The sequence below is a fragment of the Natranaerofaba carboxydovora genome (genome assembly GCF_022539405.1).
GTDB classification, from domain to species: Bacteria; Bacillota; Natranaerobiia; order Natranaerobiales; family Natranaerofabaceae; genus Natranaerofaba; species Natranaerofaba carboxydovora.
In genome coordinates, this window is record NZ_CP054394.1 from 2822664 (window position 1) to 2837522 (window position 14859).

Annotated in this window: 12 protein-coding genes; 1 reads left to right on the forward strand and 11 read right to left on the reverse strand. The window is 35.1% G+C overall.

The genetic code is table 11. The annotated features are described in order from the left end of the window. Nucleotides 1-10: 10 nt before the first annotated feature. From ACONDI_RS13355 to ACONDI_RS13405, 11 genes are all read right to left on the reverse strand, one after another. On the reverse strand, nucleotides 11-1768 hold the full coding sequence (locus ACONDI_RS13355) for a methyl-accepting chemotaxis protein (protein WP_241079042.1): 1758 nt from the start codon (nucleotides 1766-1768) through the stop codon (nucleotides 11-13). Nucleotides 1769-1806: 38 nt separating this feature from the next. Next, nucleotides 1807-2871, reverse strand: coding sequence for a protein-glutamate methylesterase/protein-glutamine glutaminase (locus tag ACONDI_RS13360; protein WP_241079043.1), 1065 nt, complete (start codon nucleotides 2869-2871; stop codon nucleotides 1807-1809). Nucleotides 2872-2927: 56 nt separating this feature from the next. Further along, nucleotides 2928-3524 carry a chemotaxis protein CheD gene (locus ACONDI_RS13365; protein WP_241079044.1) on the reverse strand — a complete coding sequence of 199 codons (597 nt, stop codon included), beginning with the start codon at nucleotides 3522-3524 and terminating at the stop codon, nucleotides 2928-2930. A gap of 26 nt (nucleotides 3525-3550) precedes the next feature. Next, nucleotides 3551-4432, reverse strand: coding sequence for a CheR family methyltransferase (locus ACONDI_RS13370; protein WP_241079045.1), 882 nt, complete (start codon nucleotides 4430-4432; stop codon nucleotides 3551-3553). 45 nt (nucleotides 4433-4477) lie between these two features. Further along, nucleotides 4478-6733 carry a chemotaxis protein CheA gene (locus ACONDI_RS13375; RefSeq protein ID WP_241079046.1) on the reverse strand — a complete coding sequence of 752 codons (2256 nt, stop codon included), beginning with the start codon at nucleotides 6731-6733 and terminating at the stop codon, nucleotides 4478-4480. Nucleotides 6734-6775: 42 nt separating this feature from the next. Next, on the reverse strand, nucleotides 6776-7159 hold the full coding sequence (locus ACONDI_RS13380; protein WP_241079047.1) for a response regulator: 384 nt from the start codon (nucleotides 7157-7159) through the stop codon (nucleotides 6776-6778). 4 nt (nucleotides 7160-7163) lie between these two features. Continuing rightward, nucleotides 7164-7445, reverse strand: coding sequence for an STAS domain-containing protein (locus ACONDI_RS13385; protein WP_241079048.1), 282 nt, complete (start codon nucleotides 7443-7445; stop codon nucleotides 7164-7166). Nucleotides 7446-7498: 53 nt separating this feature from the next. Continuing rightward, nucleotides 7499-9349: a coiled-coil domain-containing protein gene (locus ACONDI_RS13390; RefSeq protein ID WP_241079049.1), complete on the reverse strand. Its 1851-nt coding sequence runs from the start codon at nucleotides 9347-9349 to the stop codon at nucleotides 7499-7501. A gap of 435 nt (nucleotides 9350-9784) precedes the next feature. Further along, the gene (splB, locus tag ACONDI_RS13395; protein WP_241079050.1) at nucleotides 9785-10798 is read right to left on the reverse strand and encodes a spore photoproduct lyase; all 1014 of its coding nucleotides are present in this window, start codon (nucleotides 10796-10798) and stop codon (nucleotides 9785-9787) included. Nucleotides 10799-10832: 34 nt separating this feature from the next. Beyond that, complete coding sequence (gap, locus tag ACONDI_RS13400) at nucleotides 10833-11891, reverse strand: type I glyceraldehyde-3-phosphate dehydrogenase (protein ID WP_241079051.1); 1059 nt, start codon at nucleotides 11889-11891, stop codon at nucleotides 10833-10835. Between the two features lie 170 nt (nucleotides 11892-12061). Next, on the reverse strand, nucleotides 12062-13666 hold the full coding sequence (locus ACONDI_RS13405) for a HEAT repeat domain-containing protein (RefSeq protein ID WP_241079052.1): 1605 nt from the start codon (nucleotides 13664-13666) through the stop codon (nucleotides 12062-12064). A 188-nt stretch (nucleotides 13667-13854) separates the two neighbouring features. Between ACONDI_RS13405 and ACONDI_RS13410 the strand changes: the two genes are divergently transcribed. Then, nucleotides 13855-14802, forward strand: a complete 948-nt coding sequence (locus ACONDI_RS13410) for a metal-dependent hydrolase (RefSeq protein ID WP_241079053.1) — start codon at nucleotides 13855-13857, stop codon at nucleotides 14800-14802. Nucleotides 14803-14859 lie beyond the last annotated feature (57 nt).

Here is a 14859-nt window from a genome sequence, read left to right on the forward strand (position 1 = left end):
CCTCTCCTAATTAAAACTTGTCAAAGTCATCTTCATCAAAATCATCAAAATCATCTTCGCTAAAAAGATCCGAATCTTCTCCGGAGGCTGCTTCTTTTTGGCCATCACCTGTTCTGTTTTTATCCTTATTATGCTTTGGCTGTGTCTTCTTGTCTTTATCTCCTGAGTCTTTTAAGTTATTTTTCTTTTGATTTGATTTTTGAAGGCCGCCTTTTTCTTCAAGTTTAAAATAGTCTACAAGTTTCTTAAGTTCTTCTGCTTCACTGTTCATGGACTCGCTTGAACTTGCAATTTCTTCAACCAAGGATGAGTTCTGCTGTGTCACCTGGTTTAACTCTTCTATTGCATTTTGGACATCCCTTGCAGAAGTAGATTGTTCATTCATAGAAGCTGCTATTTCACCAACTATATCGTTTACTTTTTGAGTATTGTTTACAATCTCACCAAGAACATTTTTAGTCTCATCCATCAGCTTGTTACCACGGTCAACCCTTTCTATACTTCCGCCTATAAGCTTTTCTATCTCCTGGGCAGAGTCCGCTGTTCTTCTTGCAAGATTTCTTACTTCTGCTGCAACCACGGCAAAGCCTCTGCCCTGTTCCCCTGCTCTTGCAGCTTCAACTGCGGCATTTAGGGCTAAGAGGTTAGTCTGAAATGCTATGTCATTTACTTTCTCAATTATCTCTGATATTTCCTGGCTGCTATTTGTTATCTCCTGCATTGCTTCGCCCATTTCTTCAACAACTTTTTCGCTGTTTTTCACTGAACTCATAGTTTCTTCAGATATTTTGTCAGCCTCTTTGGTATTACTTGAAGTGTTTTGTAAATATGAGGTCATCTCCTGGATAGTTGAAGATATCTCCTCAAGAGAAGACGCCTGCTCTTCAGTCCTCTGGGATAGGTCCTGGTTTCCTTCGGATATCTCCTCGGTTGCGTTGGTTACTGTTTCTGTAGAGTTTCTAACATTTGATATAATATCGTGAAGCTGTGCAATAAATGCATTAAACCAGTAAGCAAGATCACCTAGTTCATCTCTAGATTTAACTTCGATTCTGGTAGTAAGGTCTCCACCTTCTTCTGCAGTTGTCTTTAAGAAATCTACAACTTGTCCAAGAGGTCTACTGATAACTCTGTTGATTACAAATACAGCTACCATACCAAATATTACAGCTGTAATAAGGCCTCCAACGATCCAGCGATCCGCTGTTTGTTCCTGCTCCTGTGCTAAGGCTAGCGATTCTTCCTGCTGTTCTTCGAGTTGTAATGATAATTCGTCCAATAGTTCTCTAATTTCGTTAAGATGAGCCTGGGTCTCCTCTTGATATATCTCTAATCCTTCTTCTTGAACCTCTTCACTGTCAATACCATATTCATCAATCATGTCATTGATTTCGACGGCTGTGTTATGTAGCCCTTCATGAGGTTCTTCTATTTCTCTAAAAGTCTGTTGAAATTCGGACGGTGTTTCTTGAAACCCTTCTGAATCAAGGGTCTGGTAATACCACCTACCAAAACTACACTGGTTATGATCTAACTCTCCGTCAAATTCTTCTTCAGCAATAAAAACGTCTGCAAGCTCATTAACCCATTGCAAGTGATCCACTTCACCCTGAGTAGCAGTTATTATAGTTTCCATTTGGCCGATTGCATCCTGGTTTGCATCCTGGACATTATCAAGCATTGTCATGCTGATATAACCTACTACAAGCATCATTATCAAAATTACTCCAAATCCAGCTAAAAGCTTATTTCTTACACTAAAACGCATAATAATTTCCTCCCATCCATTATGTCTAGATAAACAAATTAGTTTTCCTTAACATAATTCATAATTGCTCCTGAAATTTTTTCTAAAGGTAAAACTTTTTTAACACCTCCTAATTTGATAGCCTGTTTTGGCATCCCAAAAACCACAGATGTCTCTTCATCCTGAGCTATAGTATGACATCCATTATCATACATCTCTTTAATGCCCTTTGCCCCGTCATCTACCATACCAGTTAGAATAATTCCCATGCTATTTGGGGATGCATTTTCCGCTAGCGAATAAAAAGCTTTGTCTATCGAAGGTCTATGGCTTCTTACCGGAGGTTCTTGATTTAATTCAATATAGTAATTGGAACCTCTTTTTTTGACCAGCAGATGGTAATTCCCTGGCGCAATATAGCATACACCATTTACTATTTGCTCCCTATCTTCTGCTTCTTTTACTTTCATAGAGCAGATAGTATCTAAAGATTTGGCAAAAGATGCTGTAAATCCTGATGGCATATGAACAACTGCAATTATTCCCGGGAGATTTGCGGGCAGAGGTTGTAAGATATTTTTTATAGCAACTGTTCCACCTGTTGAGGCACCCATACAAATTATTTTGTCGGTACTTGTCAGCATAGTATCTGAGGTTTCTTTCTTTGGTTTATCTTCCATTTGGCTTTTTCTTGTTATTTTACTTAACTCTTTTATATTTGCTTTAGCAGCACTTTTTACCTTGTGTATTATTTGTTCTGATAACTCATTAATCCCGGTTTCTATGCCAACTTCAGGCTTTGTAACAAAGTCAAAAGCTCCAAGCTCTAAAGCTTTTAAGGTTACCTCTGAGCTTTTTTTAGCTTTTGCACTTACTACAACTACAGGTAATGGATATGCTTTCATAAGTTTTTTTAAAAATGTAAGCCCGTCCATCCTAGGCATCTGTAAATCCAGGGTTATTACATCAGGCCTTTGTTTTTTAATTTCTTTGATTGCATATATCGGGTCGATGACTGCGCCTATAACCTCTATACCTGGCTCCTTATCAAATATTCTTTTCAAGACATTTCTTACTAAAGCCGAGTCATCAATAATTAAAACCTTAATATTTTTATCCCCCACTTGAATCTAAGGCCTCCTTCGCTTTACATTTAACTTGTAATTAACTTACAATAAAACTAATCAAACAAGGTAACATCTCCACTTTCTGCCCTGTCTTTTTTCATCCTTTGGAAAAATCTCTTATCCCTTTTTACAGCTTCTTCAACACTTGTTCCATATGTTATTTTCTTAACATAGATTGTAAAAGTTTCTGGATAAAAAAATAGCTTTCTACCAACATTTTTACCAACATCGCTAGATACCACGGGTATATTTTCCATCTTTAAAAATGTCCTGGTAAATTCAATATTTGATTTTGATACATTACCCATAGAAGTCGTGTTATTTAATACTTTCCCACCACCAAAAACTTTGGCTTTAATCCTGGTCTTCTCTGCTCCACGCTTTAACATTTCATTTATTAAAATTTCCATTGAGTACATGCCATAACGGGCATCTTCACTAACAAGTAGCTCTTCAGTAGATATTTTACCTGGGAGCATAAAATGATTCATCCCAGAAACCTTTGCCTTTGGATCATGAAGGCATACAGAAACACAAGATCCAAGAAGTGTAGATATAACAGCATTTTCTTTTCTGTTTACTGCCACGTATTCACCAGCAAATATTTCATAAACCATCCTACCAAGTCTGTTATTAAACTGTTTTCTCATTACCACACCTTCCTAACGTCCATCTTCTAATGACCTTTTTGGTAAATTGTATGTTCAAGCAATCTCCAGTTTTCATTTCCCGGTTCCCTTACGTTAATAGATTCAGAATGCCCAAGACACAAGATCCCACCGGGTATAAGATGATTATCAAAGTTTTTTAAGATTCTATTTTGAGTTTTTTTGTCAAAATATATAAACACATTTCTACAAAAGATTATATGAAAAGGATCTCCTATTGGATATTCTTCTTTACCTGCAAGGTTTATACGTTTAAAAGATACTAAGCTTTTTATCTCATCTTTAACCTTGAACTTTCCTTCATTAGGTCCCGTCCCCAGGTGAAAGTAGCGTTTTAGAAGTTTGTAGGGCACTCCCATAACTTCATCCTTTGAGTATATCCCATTCCTTGCTTTCTTTAGAACTTCAAGGTTAATATCCGAGGCAAGGATTTTTATATTCCAATCTTTGCGATTTTGTTTGAAATAATAATGCAAAAACATAGCAAGTGTATAAGGTTCTTCCCCGGTAGAACATCCTGCCGACCAAACCCTTATTGTATTATCTATACTTCCTTCTTCTCTTAGATCTTCCAAATATTTAAAGTAGTTAAAATAAAGAAATTTGAAATGGCGAGGTTCTCGAAAAAATTTTGTCACGTTTGTAGTTATCAGGTTAAAAACTATATCAAGTTCGCCCTCTGCAGTTTCTAGATAATTAAGATAATCTTTAAATGATGTAAAGCTAAGTTCCCTTAATCTTTTTTTTAACCTTGAAACTACAAGGGCTTTTTTTGACTGGGTAAGGTTAACACCTATATTGTCATACACCATTTTACGTATGAATTCAAATTCTTCCTGACTAAGCTCTGATTTGTCAGCATTTTCATAAGAATTTTCCTTAGAAGTCATTATATTCCACTCTTTCCTATGATAACTATTTTACAAAACTTATAATCAAAGTGTTGAGTATTCACTAAACTGGTCATAATTTAGTTTCTTTCTTAACATCCTAAATATAGAAGGCACATCAAGAATAATCGCCACATTCCCATCTCCAAGGATGGTAACACCAGCGATGCCCTCTACCTGCCCAAGGTTTTCTTTCAGACTCTTAATCACAATTTGTTCCTGTCCCAAAATTTCATCTACCATCAAAGCGAGTTTTTTATTGCCATCTTTTAATATAATACATATTGCATCTTCTATATTTCTGTAGTCAGGTTCAATATCTATTAGTTGATATAATTTAGCAAAAGGTATATACTCATTTCTCATATGAAGTATCCAGCCTTTGTTTTCTGCTCTGTTAAAATCTTTTTGGCCAGGGTTTATGAACTCTCCAATTGCAGTCATAGGTAATATATAACGTTCACTTCCAATCCTAATCATCATTCCATCTATAATCGCAAGGGTAAGGGGGAGTTTTAGGGAAAATTTGGTTCCTTTCCCTTCTGTTGAAAAAACATCTATGCTTCCTCTTAAGTTTTTGATATTCGTATTAACTACATCCAAGCCTACACCTCTTCCGGAGAGGTCTGTGACTTCGTCCGTAGTGGAAAATCCTGGCATGAAAATCAAATCAAAAATCTCCGCCTCGCTTAGCTCCTGCTCTTCAGTAATAAGCCCTTTATTTAGAGCTTTTTGATAGATTTTATTTTTGTTAATCCCTTTGCCATCGTCCTCAATCTCTATCACAATATTTCCTTCCTGGTGATAAGCGTTTAATGTTACAGTTGCTCTTCTGTCTTTGCCTTCTTTTTCTCTTTCCTCGGGAAGTTCAATTCCATGGTCTATACTGTTTCTTATAAGATGTTTTAGAGGATCTGTGATCTGTTCTATTACTTTTTTGTCAAGTTCAGTATCCCGACCTTCTACTTTTATGTCTACTTCTTTGCCGCCTTTATGAGCTATATCCCTGGCCATCTTCTGCATCCTCAAAAAAGTTCCCCCGATAGGTATCATACTTGCCTCTAAGACTTCTTCCTGAACCTGTCTTATAAGTTTGTCAACCTCCTGGAATGAGTTATTTATTTCTTCATGAATAGAATTATCTTCGTCGGCAAGCCTGTTGACAAGTTCTTTCACCCTTGACTGAGCTATTAGAAGTTCAGCTATGTGATTTAGTATCCCTTCTAGTTTTGAAGTGCTTACTCTTATTGTATCTGTCACCTGAGATTTAGGCTCTTCTGCTTTTGATGATGAGCCAGCAGCTTCTTTTGAGGCAGTTTCTTCTTCTTTTGAAGCACCAACTTCTTTCTTTGCGTCATCCTGTTTGGGCTTTTCTGGTTGTTTCTCCGGTTTTTTGGCTTGAATATCATCTCGAGAAGTTAAACCTTTTTCTTCGCCGATTTTCTTTTGTTTTGCTAGGATCTGATCTATGTTTTCATTAGTAGCTATCCCACGTTCTAAGAATACTTCCTTTGTTTCCTCTGAGTTATCAAACCAAAATCCAATTTCATCAGTAATCTCCTCAACTTGTATGTCATTTTCATCTATTACAAATATAAATATATCTTCTATCTCTTGTTTTTGTTTGTCTGATTCTAAGAAAACCCACCAAAATATATCCAGTTTTTCAGGCTCTAAGTTTTGAAGGGTAGGTAAGCTTGACTTGTTTGCATGAGAAGCTATTACTTTCCCATATTCTTCAAACTCAACAAAAAACATTAAAGGGTCTGTACCTGTTTCAAATATATCTCTTTCAAATTTCATCTTTATAAGATAATAGTGTATGTCATCATTAGATTGGCTCTTAATCTCTTCTTTTTCACTACTTACACTTAGTATTTCGTCACTTTCTCCACTACCATTACCACTAGTATTTTGAGATGATTTGTCATAGTCTTCCAGGGCTTTTATCAGGTCGTCAATCTCTTGTTTGTAGTTCTCGCCATGTACGTCTCCCGTTGAAAGCATTTTGTTCATCAGCTCAGTCCCAGCAAATATCAAATTAAAAGCTTCCTCAGGCAATGTTTCACCTGAGCTTCTTACCTCTTCTAATATGCTTTCAAGATAGTGAGATATATTTTGAAATACATCTGCTTCTACAAGGCCCGCACCACCTTTTATGGTATGCATGGCACGAAACACCTGATCAATTATTTCTGCGTTTCCCGGATCTTTTTCTAGTTCTAAAAGACCTTCTTCTGCCATTTCAAGATTTTCACTAGTTTCTTCGATAAAGGTTTGTAAAAGTTCACCTTCAGACATACCATCCACCGCTCCTTCCAGTTCAAGCTTATATGCTGGCAGCTATTTGACAAATTTTTTAACTACTCCAATCAGTTGATCTGGTTGGAAAGGCTTAACAAGCCAGCCAGCAGCTCCAGCCTTCTTCCCTTCCATTTTCATATTTTCCTGGGACTCGGTTGTCAAAACCAGAATAGGGATAAATTTAAAGTCCGGGTTTTTCTTAACTTCTTTGATAAATCCAATTCCATCTAATCTAGGCATATTTATATCAGCTATTATCATTGCAGGACGTTTCCCTTTTGATTTTAGGTCTTCTAGCTTGTCAAGCCCGTCCTGACCATCATTGGCAGCCACAACCTCATAGCCCTGTTTTTCCAAAGTATACTTCAGTGAGGCTCTTATAGTATTAGAATCATCTACAACAAAGACTAACTTATTACTCATAAAATTATTGTCCTCCTTCACATAAATAGTAGGCAGCACCCGATAATTCTAGCATTCGCTGTAATGTATCAGAGGGATTTTGTAATATAAACTCTTTTCCTTCTTTTTTTAATGTCAGATAAAATGATAATAAAAGCTGCAATCCAGCTGCATCTATATCGCTAGTTTCAGAGGCATCAACATAAACTTTCATCTCTTCTGGACCCATATTATCCAAAGAACTTATCATTTTCTCCTTTTCATCTGCCACAACATGAACAGATAGATACTCAGGTAATTTGTACAATATTAATGCTCCTTTCTACAAAAACTAATCATGATTCTACTGCAAAAAGCTTATTAAAACAAAGTTAAATCTCCACCCTCACTTCCTGCTTCTACTTCTACACCGCTTTCTTCATAGACATCCTGGGCTTTAATTCTTTCTCCCCTGGTTGTAAGGTAGTTAATTATTTCATTTAAGTTTTCTTTTGATATTTCCCATTCTTCTAAACCACATTCTAAAAGCAGTTCATCCCTTAGCTCCTGTATATCTTCTTTTAAAGAGTAGATCTCTTTTTTTGTTTCATTTAGTTTGTTCGAAAAATCCTCTCCTCTTTCAAGGACCTGTAAGGCCTTGTCCACTTCTTGCAGCAAAAGATCACTGGAGTTTCCAAGGGTTCTAACAGTGTTTGATATTAAATTCTCCAAAGTATCTACTCTTTCCTTATCCTCTCGTAAAGAATTATTAATATTTCCAATAGTTGTTTTATTATAATTTAACAAATACTCGAACTTGTTGAGTGATTCTTCTAATTGTTTGTTTAAGCTAGTTATTTGATCGCAGCTTTCATTGACCACTCTGCTGGTATCCTCAGTCACACCTGTCACTTCTTTATTGAAGTGACTTTTCTCTAAGTCTAACCTTGCTAGTTCAATCCTTGTATAAACAGCAAACTTCTTTAAAAAGTTCACTTCAAACTTTATTTCATCTGTTTTAGAGTTAAGTATTTTCATGTTTTCATAAAATTCGCTGTCTACACCCTGAAAGTTGTTAATCTCCTTTTCAAACCCTACGAGCTCCTTTTCGAACTGATCTATAAATAAATGAATGTCATTAAATATATCCTTAATGACATTTTGCTCTCTCAGGTATCCAGATCCACCTAAGAAGTCTGTAATTATGCTTCCTTCTTCTTTTATCTCAAGTATCTTCTCCCTTATTTTTTCAACCGGGGCATTCAACTCTTTATAGGCCTTAATAAAATTTTCTTCTATGTTTGTTATCAGTTCCTCAGATAGCTGTAGGATCTGAAATGCAAAGGTAATTTTGTCAAGTTCATAATTTTTTTTGTCATTTGGATTATTATCATCATTTTCGATTAATTCTTCCAGGTTTTTGTGGCCATCACCTAAACACTTAACCAAGTTCTCTAACCCCTGTCTAAGTATATCCTGGTGCTGAATTGAGCTCATCATTTTTGCTATAGGTTCTATTGCTTCTTCTATGCTCTCCTTTTGGTCTTTTAGCAAAAAAATCACCTGTTCTAAAGAATCATAGAGGTCTGAAAATAATTTATTTATCTTATCTTTACTTTTAGATTGAATCTCTTCAGTTAATTCAACTATATTACTCACATTATCTTTAAAGCTCTCTTCCCATTTTCTTAGCTGATCAATAACTTTTATAATCTCTTTGTATTTTTGATCCATTTTCTTAGAAAGTTCTATTATTTCATCAGTGATTGTAACAAAGCTTTTACCTTTATCTCCAAGTTTAGCACCATAAATAATTGCATTTAATGAGGTAATCTCAACATCGTCAACCTTTGTTTCTATTTTCTTGATATTTTTGTACAGCTGATCAATTCCATCTTCAGTCTGTTCATTATAAAATTTGTCTAAAGTCTCTTTTATACTACCTTCTTGCAAAAATACATCCTCTAATTTATGTAGACTCTTTTTGATATATTCCAATATCTCCCCCACAGTTGCCCCATCTTCATTAAAATCACTAGAATCATCTTCAAAGAAGTAATTAATCAAAATATCCATTTCACTTAATGTTATCTCTATCTCCTCTTCAACTTTTGGGAGCTTATCATAAACAGAAGTATACAAATCTTCTAATTCATCTATGTAGTTTTCAATATCTTTTTCTATCTTTATAAAATTATCTTTGTACTTATCTAACTCATAATTTATTTGCATGCACAGACACCGCCCCAAAAATTATAATCAATGCCACAACGTGATAATTAAGCACTATAAACCATTATGGAATTAGTGGTAATGATAATCATTAATGCAGTATAGGCAGAAAAAGAACCCCTTAAAAGAGGGCTGACCTCATCCATCACACGCTAACTCATTTTTAAGCTTAGTAGCATTATGATCAAAATCAAATCTATTTTGAAGTGTTCTCACATTCACTAAAAACATTCATCACAAGACCTTTAAACAAGTCCTAGTAAAATATACCCATAAAAACTGGATATTTTATTACATTATACCATGTGTTGTCACAATTTTATATAATTTTTTTATATAATTTTCAGTATAAATAAATCATGCTAATTAAGAAAAAGGTCCTAATGACAGGACGTCTTTAGTTTTGTTCCAAAATCAGCATTTTACGTGTCAAAGTCAAACAAAGTATAATATTTTTTCGTTAGAAAAGATTTTATCTATCCTATCATAAAAAAATTTTTTAATCTCTGACATAGTTTCTGGTGGATAAATGTATTTGCCATAGCCAAATTGTCCGTATTTAAATCTACGATCCTTTTCTTCCATTGGAAGGTCATTTTCAGGGAAGGTTTCGTTTATAAGGTTCTTTGCTTTAGTTGTGTAACGGTGGGTGATTAATTCGAAAGAAATCTCAGCATCATCTCCTATTTTGTCTCTTAACTGTAGAAGTAGTTCTTCATAATCTTTTTTCCAACCGGGGTAAGTTATTATAGGGGCAATGAGAAAGCCTACAGGATATCCCACATTAGCTAATTTAGAAGAAGCCTCTACTCTTTTGTTTAGTAAGGGAGTATTCTCTTCATATTTGTTGATAACATATTCTGTGTTTAGACTATACCTGATTTCAGTGCTTTTGTTGTGATCTATTCCAAGTAAAGAATCCACATCGGTAAATTTAGTAGCAAATCTAAATTTGCCAAGAGGCTCTTTTCCAAAATATTTTATACTTTCTTTTAAGTTTCCGGTAAGGTCCTCTACTGGCAGTGGATCAGATGTAGCCGCTCCTTCAAAGATGGTTTCTTCGGGTGAGCGCTCGTCTATATACTTTTGAGCTTTGGCAAGAATCTCATCTATATTAACATAAGTTCTGATATATGGTCTTTTTCCAAGGTTAGTGTTTAGATAACAGTATCTACACATACCAGGACAGCTTGTTGCTATAGGAAGCTGATAATGAGCTGAAGGTTTACAGGTTTGAAATTTTGTAGATCTTCTTATTCCAACTACCAGGGTCTTTTTTGATTCTCTATAGATTTCTTCTTTGTCATCTCCCGGGATACCTCTAACTCCCTGGGGGCTACTTATAATGTTTACAGGTACATCCCTATCTTCAAATATTTTTTTGATCTTTTTTGCATTATCGTATTTCAAAGCTGCTTCTTCGATGAAAACTCTTTTAAAATTATACATAATAACACCTGCAGCTCTCCTTTGTTTGTTTTTGTTATTTCCACGTACTCATTAGTTTTCCGGTTTTCTTATTTATGTAGGATGTCAGGTCAAGTAACCTCTTTGAATACGCCCACTCATTATCATACCACCCACAAACCTTTATTAGATTTTCTCCAGAAACGTCTGTCAAAAGACCGTCGACGATACAGGAAGCTTCAGATCCTTTGTAATCACTAGATACCAGGGGGGTATAATTTATGTCAAGTATACCTTCAAAACCTTCTGCCCTCTCCTCTAGAATTCTGTTGACCTCTTCTCTATCCGTTTCTTTTCTTACAAAACAGGTCAAGTCAATCATACTAACTGTAGGAGTTGGAACCCTTATTGCAAAGCCTTCCACTTTTCCTTTAAGAAGAGGAAGGACTTTTGAAACAGCTTTTGCAGCACCTGTAGTTGTAGGTATAATTGATTCGGCTGCTGCCCTTGCCCTTCTTAAATCCTCATGAGTTAGATCTAAAAGCCTCTGGTCATTTGTATACGAATGTATAGTTGTCATATAAGAACTTACTACACCGAACTCTTCATTAATCACTTTCAATAGAGGGGAGATAGCATTTGTAGTACAACTAGAGTTAGAAATAATAAAATCACTAAAAGGATCAAACTCTTCCTCATTAACACCCATCACAATTGTTACATCTTCATCCTTTGCAGGAGCTGAGATAAGAACCCTTTTGGCTCCGGCTTTGAGGTGAGCTTTAGCACCTTCTCTGTCTCTAAATTTACCGGTTGCTTCCAAAACTAAATCTATATTTAGGTTATCCCAGGGCAGGTTCTCTGGCTTTTCTTCATTAAAAATTTTAATTTCTTTGTAATCATCATCTATTAGCAAACTATCGTACTCTTTTTCATCATTCTCTAATGCTTTTACTTTTCCCGGGTAAGTTCCATACATGGAATCATATTTAAATAAATGAGATATGGTCTTTGTTTTTGCCAGATCATTTATTGCTTTTACTTTAATTTCTTTTTTGTTTTTATCTAAAAGGCAATTTCGCAAAAACAACCTGCCAATACGTCCAAAACCATTAATAGCTACATTGTATGACAACGCAAAATACCTCCGTTTAATTTTTTATTATTTTTCTACACCAAAAAAACATTTATCCCCCTTTTAGCACATACAAAAAAAGGCATAAAAAAATTGGCCCTCTATAAAGGCCTATTGCAAATAATGATTCTGATGCAAAAAGTCATATGAACAATGTTTTTTTTAAAAAATCAATAATCAAATTCTTCCGGGTTAATCCTAAGGTCATAACCATGTTTTAAGTTTTGCGCTGCCATTTGCAGACTTTTATTTACTATCCCTTGAATAAAGGGATGATTTTCTACTTCTTTCTTTTCCTCAAGATAGTAAAGAGCTAGCATTATCACCCTATACATCTTAGTTCGCCCTTTTCTTAACTCAAAGTCTGCCATCAAACGAAGTGCTTTGATATAGAAGTCTAGTCTTGGTTTAATAAGATTGTCAACAAACTTTTGATAAATTTCCTCTTGATCAGCAGAAGTTGATAGTACTATCAGTTTTTTTGATTTTTTTGACTTATATAACATATCTGATGCAAGATCATAAACGTAGGGATGATGTACAAACCAATCCCAAAAATCTTTGTATTCATGAAGTTTTTTAAGTTCTTTCCATAATTTATTATTTGATTCTCCACTCTCAAAAATTTTAGAATATTTATCAAATTCGGGGTTATAAGGCTCTGGACTAGTCCAATCTTCTGAAAGAAAGTTTCGCCAGAAAGAAAACTCCATAGGCTTATTTGACCCAGTTTCAGTAGTCTTACTTATAGCGTTCTTTAGTAATGCCTTTGCATATTCGGGATCATTACTGATCAGGGAATTGTCCCTTCTAAAATCAGCCATGATTTTTTTAAATTCGCTTATTGTTATCCGGTATATCCCCCAGCAATCATTTAACCCTTCATTAATATTACTAAGAAAATTTATTAGACAAATCCCACCTTTGTCCTCACCCCAGCGAAGAGCTAACCAAATAGCTCTATTCCCACGTCCATCTAATTTTGATACGGCAGCCTGATAAATTTCACCGGTTTTAAATCCTTCAATTTCCTTTTCATTGGAAGCTTTAACGCCTTTTGATTTTAATTTTTTTATCTCTTCATTGATAAGTGGGTAAAATTCTTCTCTATCTTCTTTATCTAAAAGCTCTTCTAAGGCAGAGTATGCCAATGGGGTAGCGTTATCTCCTAGTCCTTTAATAGCTTCATTTGCAATCTCGTACTCATCTAACTGTGCTAATACTTTTAGCAAGGTTACAGCCTTCTCATCCCCGGTTTTGGCCATTTCCTGAACAAGAGTGCTTTGAACCTCCGGAGAAAAATCGGATATCTCCATCAAAAACTGCGGTATCGCCTCGAGGTTTTGAGTAATTTCAGTAAAAAGGGATTCCCTGGCATCTTTTAATGCTTTTTCCGGATCACTAAAAACTTCCTCATGGGGAAGTTCAGCTGGCTCTAACCCATAATAGTCCAGCACTTTTAGGATATAATTTTTATTTTTATCTGGAATTTTGGAATCAAAGGCAAGGCTTATGAGCTTTTCTCCTATATTTTCATCATCTACCTCTAAGAGCATGAGAAGCTGACTCAAAATTGAAGCCTCTTTTGTTTCGGCATCTTTTAGACGATCTAATATAACAGGAACTGCATGTCTTTCCATTCCAAAAATTTTTTTAATTATATTATCACGTTTCCTATAATTTTTTTTATTAGTAACAAGTTGATCCAAAAGCTTGCTCACTTCGTGCCTATATAAAAATGTATAATCAACGTTCTCCTGCACATTCTTTTCCATATAAAAGTCATCCTCCTCTAGGAAAGATACTAAGCTACAAAAAACAAATTCCCTTAGTAATTTAACTTTACTACAAGCCAGTAGACTATGTCAAATAATTTACAATATTTGGCCCCTCTATTATACTCTTGCCTGTGATAAAATTTTACTCGTAAACGTCTTACTAGCAGCCAGGAGGAATAAGTACTATGGATTTAATCACACATACAATTGTCGGTACTGCCACATACAGGGTCTTTACAGGCCAAGAACTGAGTTTTGAGGATCCCTTCTTAATTGCTACCATGGTAGGAGCCTCCCTCCCTGATATTGATATAGCAACCCATCTTTTTGGGGATGTGCCATACTTCAAATATCACCGCGGGGCAACTCATTCAATCCTTGGTACAATAATACTTTCACTGGTAGTAGGAGGCGGACTATCATTTATATTTGATGTATCTTTTTTTGCTCTTTTTTCTTTTACTCTTCTTGGATGTGCGACCCATGTGATGTTAGATACCCTTAACTCCTATGGTGCTAAACTATTTTGGCCCTTCTCTGATAAAAGGACAACTCTGAACCTTCTTGTATTCATTGAACCTTTTATGATAGCGTTACTATTAGCTGTTATTATGTTCAACAGTTTTATTGATGGTGGTAGAGCTATATTGTTATTTATATTAGTCTTACTTTATTTTCTATTTAGATATTTTTCAAAATTAATGCTAAAAAGAATGTTAACAAAAAAATTTCCAAGGCAGAGTTTTGATAAGGTGGTTATTGTCCCTGCCTTTGCAAGCATATTCCACTGGGATTATATCCTTGAAAACAATAAAGAAGTTATTCTTGGTAGAACCACATTAATGTTAAAGGATTTTGAGATCAAAAAAAGATTAAAAAAAGAAGCACCTTCTAAAATAGTCAAAAAAGCTCTTTTAACAAAAGTAGGCAAGTTTTTCGCTGATTTCACCCCTCATTATTATATCAAGCATGAAAAGATTAAGGACAAGCATTTAGTTAAATTTATTGATCTTAGGTATTTGGTCAAAGAAGGTTTTGTTAACTCTGCAGAGGTAATCATAAGTGAAAAGGGAAAGGTTATGGAAGCTTTCTTTCAGCCTTATTCTGAGAATCGAAAGATCCCAATCAATTGATAAATGATTGTTCGATAGGTAAGCAAATAGCAGAGGCAAGGTCAAAAAAAACAGGAT

Bases quoted from the DNA above. Each gene is read 5' to 3' on its own strand.
- ACONDI_RS13365 (WP_241079044.1), bottom strand. From the start codon at position 3,524: ATGAGAAAACAGTTTAATAACAGACTTGGTAGGATGGTTTATGAAATA.
- ACONDI_RS13410 (WP_241079053.1), top strand. From the start codon at position 13,855: ATGGATTTAATCACACATACAATTGTCGGTACTGCCACATACAGGGTC.
- ACONDI_RS13405 (WP_241079052.1), bottom strand. From the start codon at position 13,666: ATGGAAAAGAATGTGCAGGAGAACGTTGATTATACATTTTTATATAGG.
- ACONDI_RS13390 (WP_241079049.1), bottom strand. From the start codon at position 9,349: ATGCAAATAAATTATGAGTTAGATAAGTACAAAGATAATTTTATAAAG.
- ACONDI_RS13375 (WP_241079046.1), bottom strand. From the start codon at position 6,733: ATGTCTGAAGGTGAACTTTTACAAACCTTTATCGAAGAAACTAGTGAA.
- splB (WP_241079050.1), bottom strand. From the start codon at position 10,798: ATGTATAATTTTAAAAGAGTTTTCATCGAAGAAGCAGCTTTGAAATAC.
- ACONDI_RS13355 (WP_241079042.1), bottom strand. From the start codon at position 1,768: ATGCGTTTTAGTGTAAGAAATAAGCTTTTAGCTGGATTTGGAGTAATT.
- ACONDI_RS13380 (WP_241079047.1), bottom strand. From the start codon at position 7,159: ATGAGTAATAAGTTAGTCTTTGTTGTAGATGATTCTAATACTATAAGA.
- ACONDI_RS13370 (WP_241079045.1), bottom strand. From the start codon at position 4,432: ATGACTTCTAAGGAAAATTCTTATGAAAATGCTGACAAATCAGAGCTT.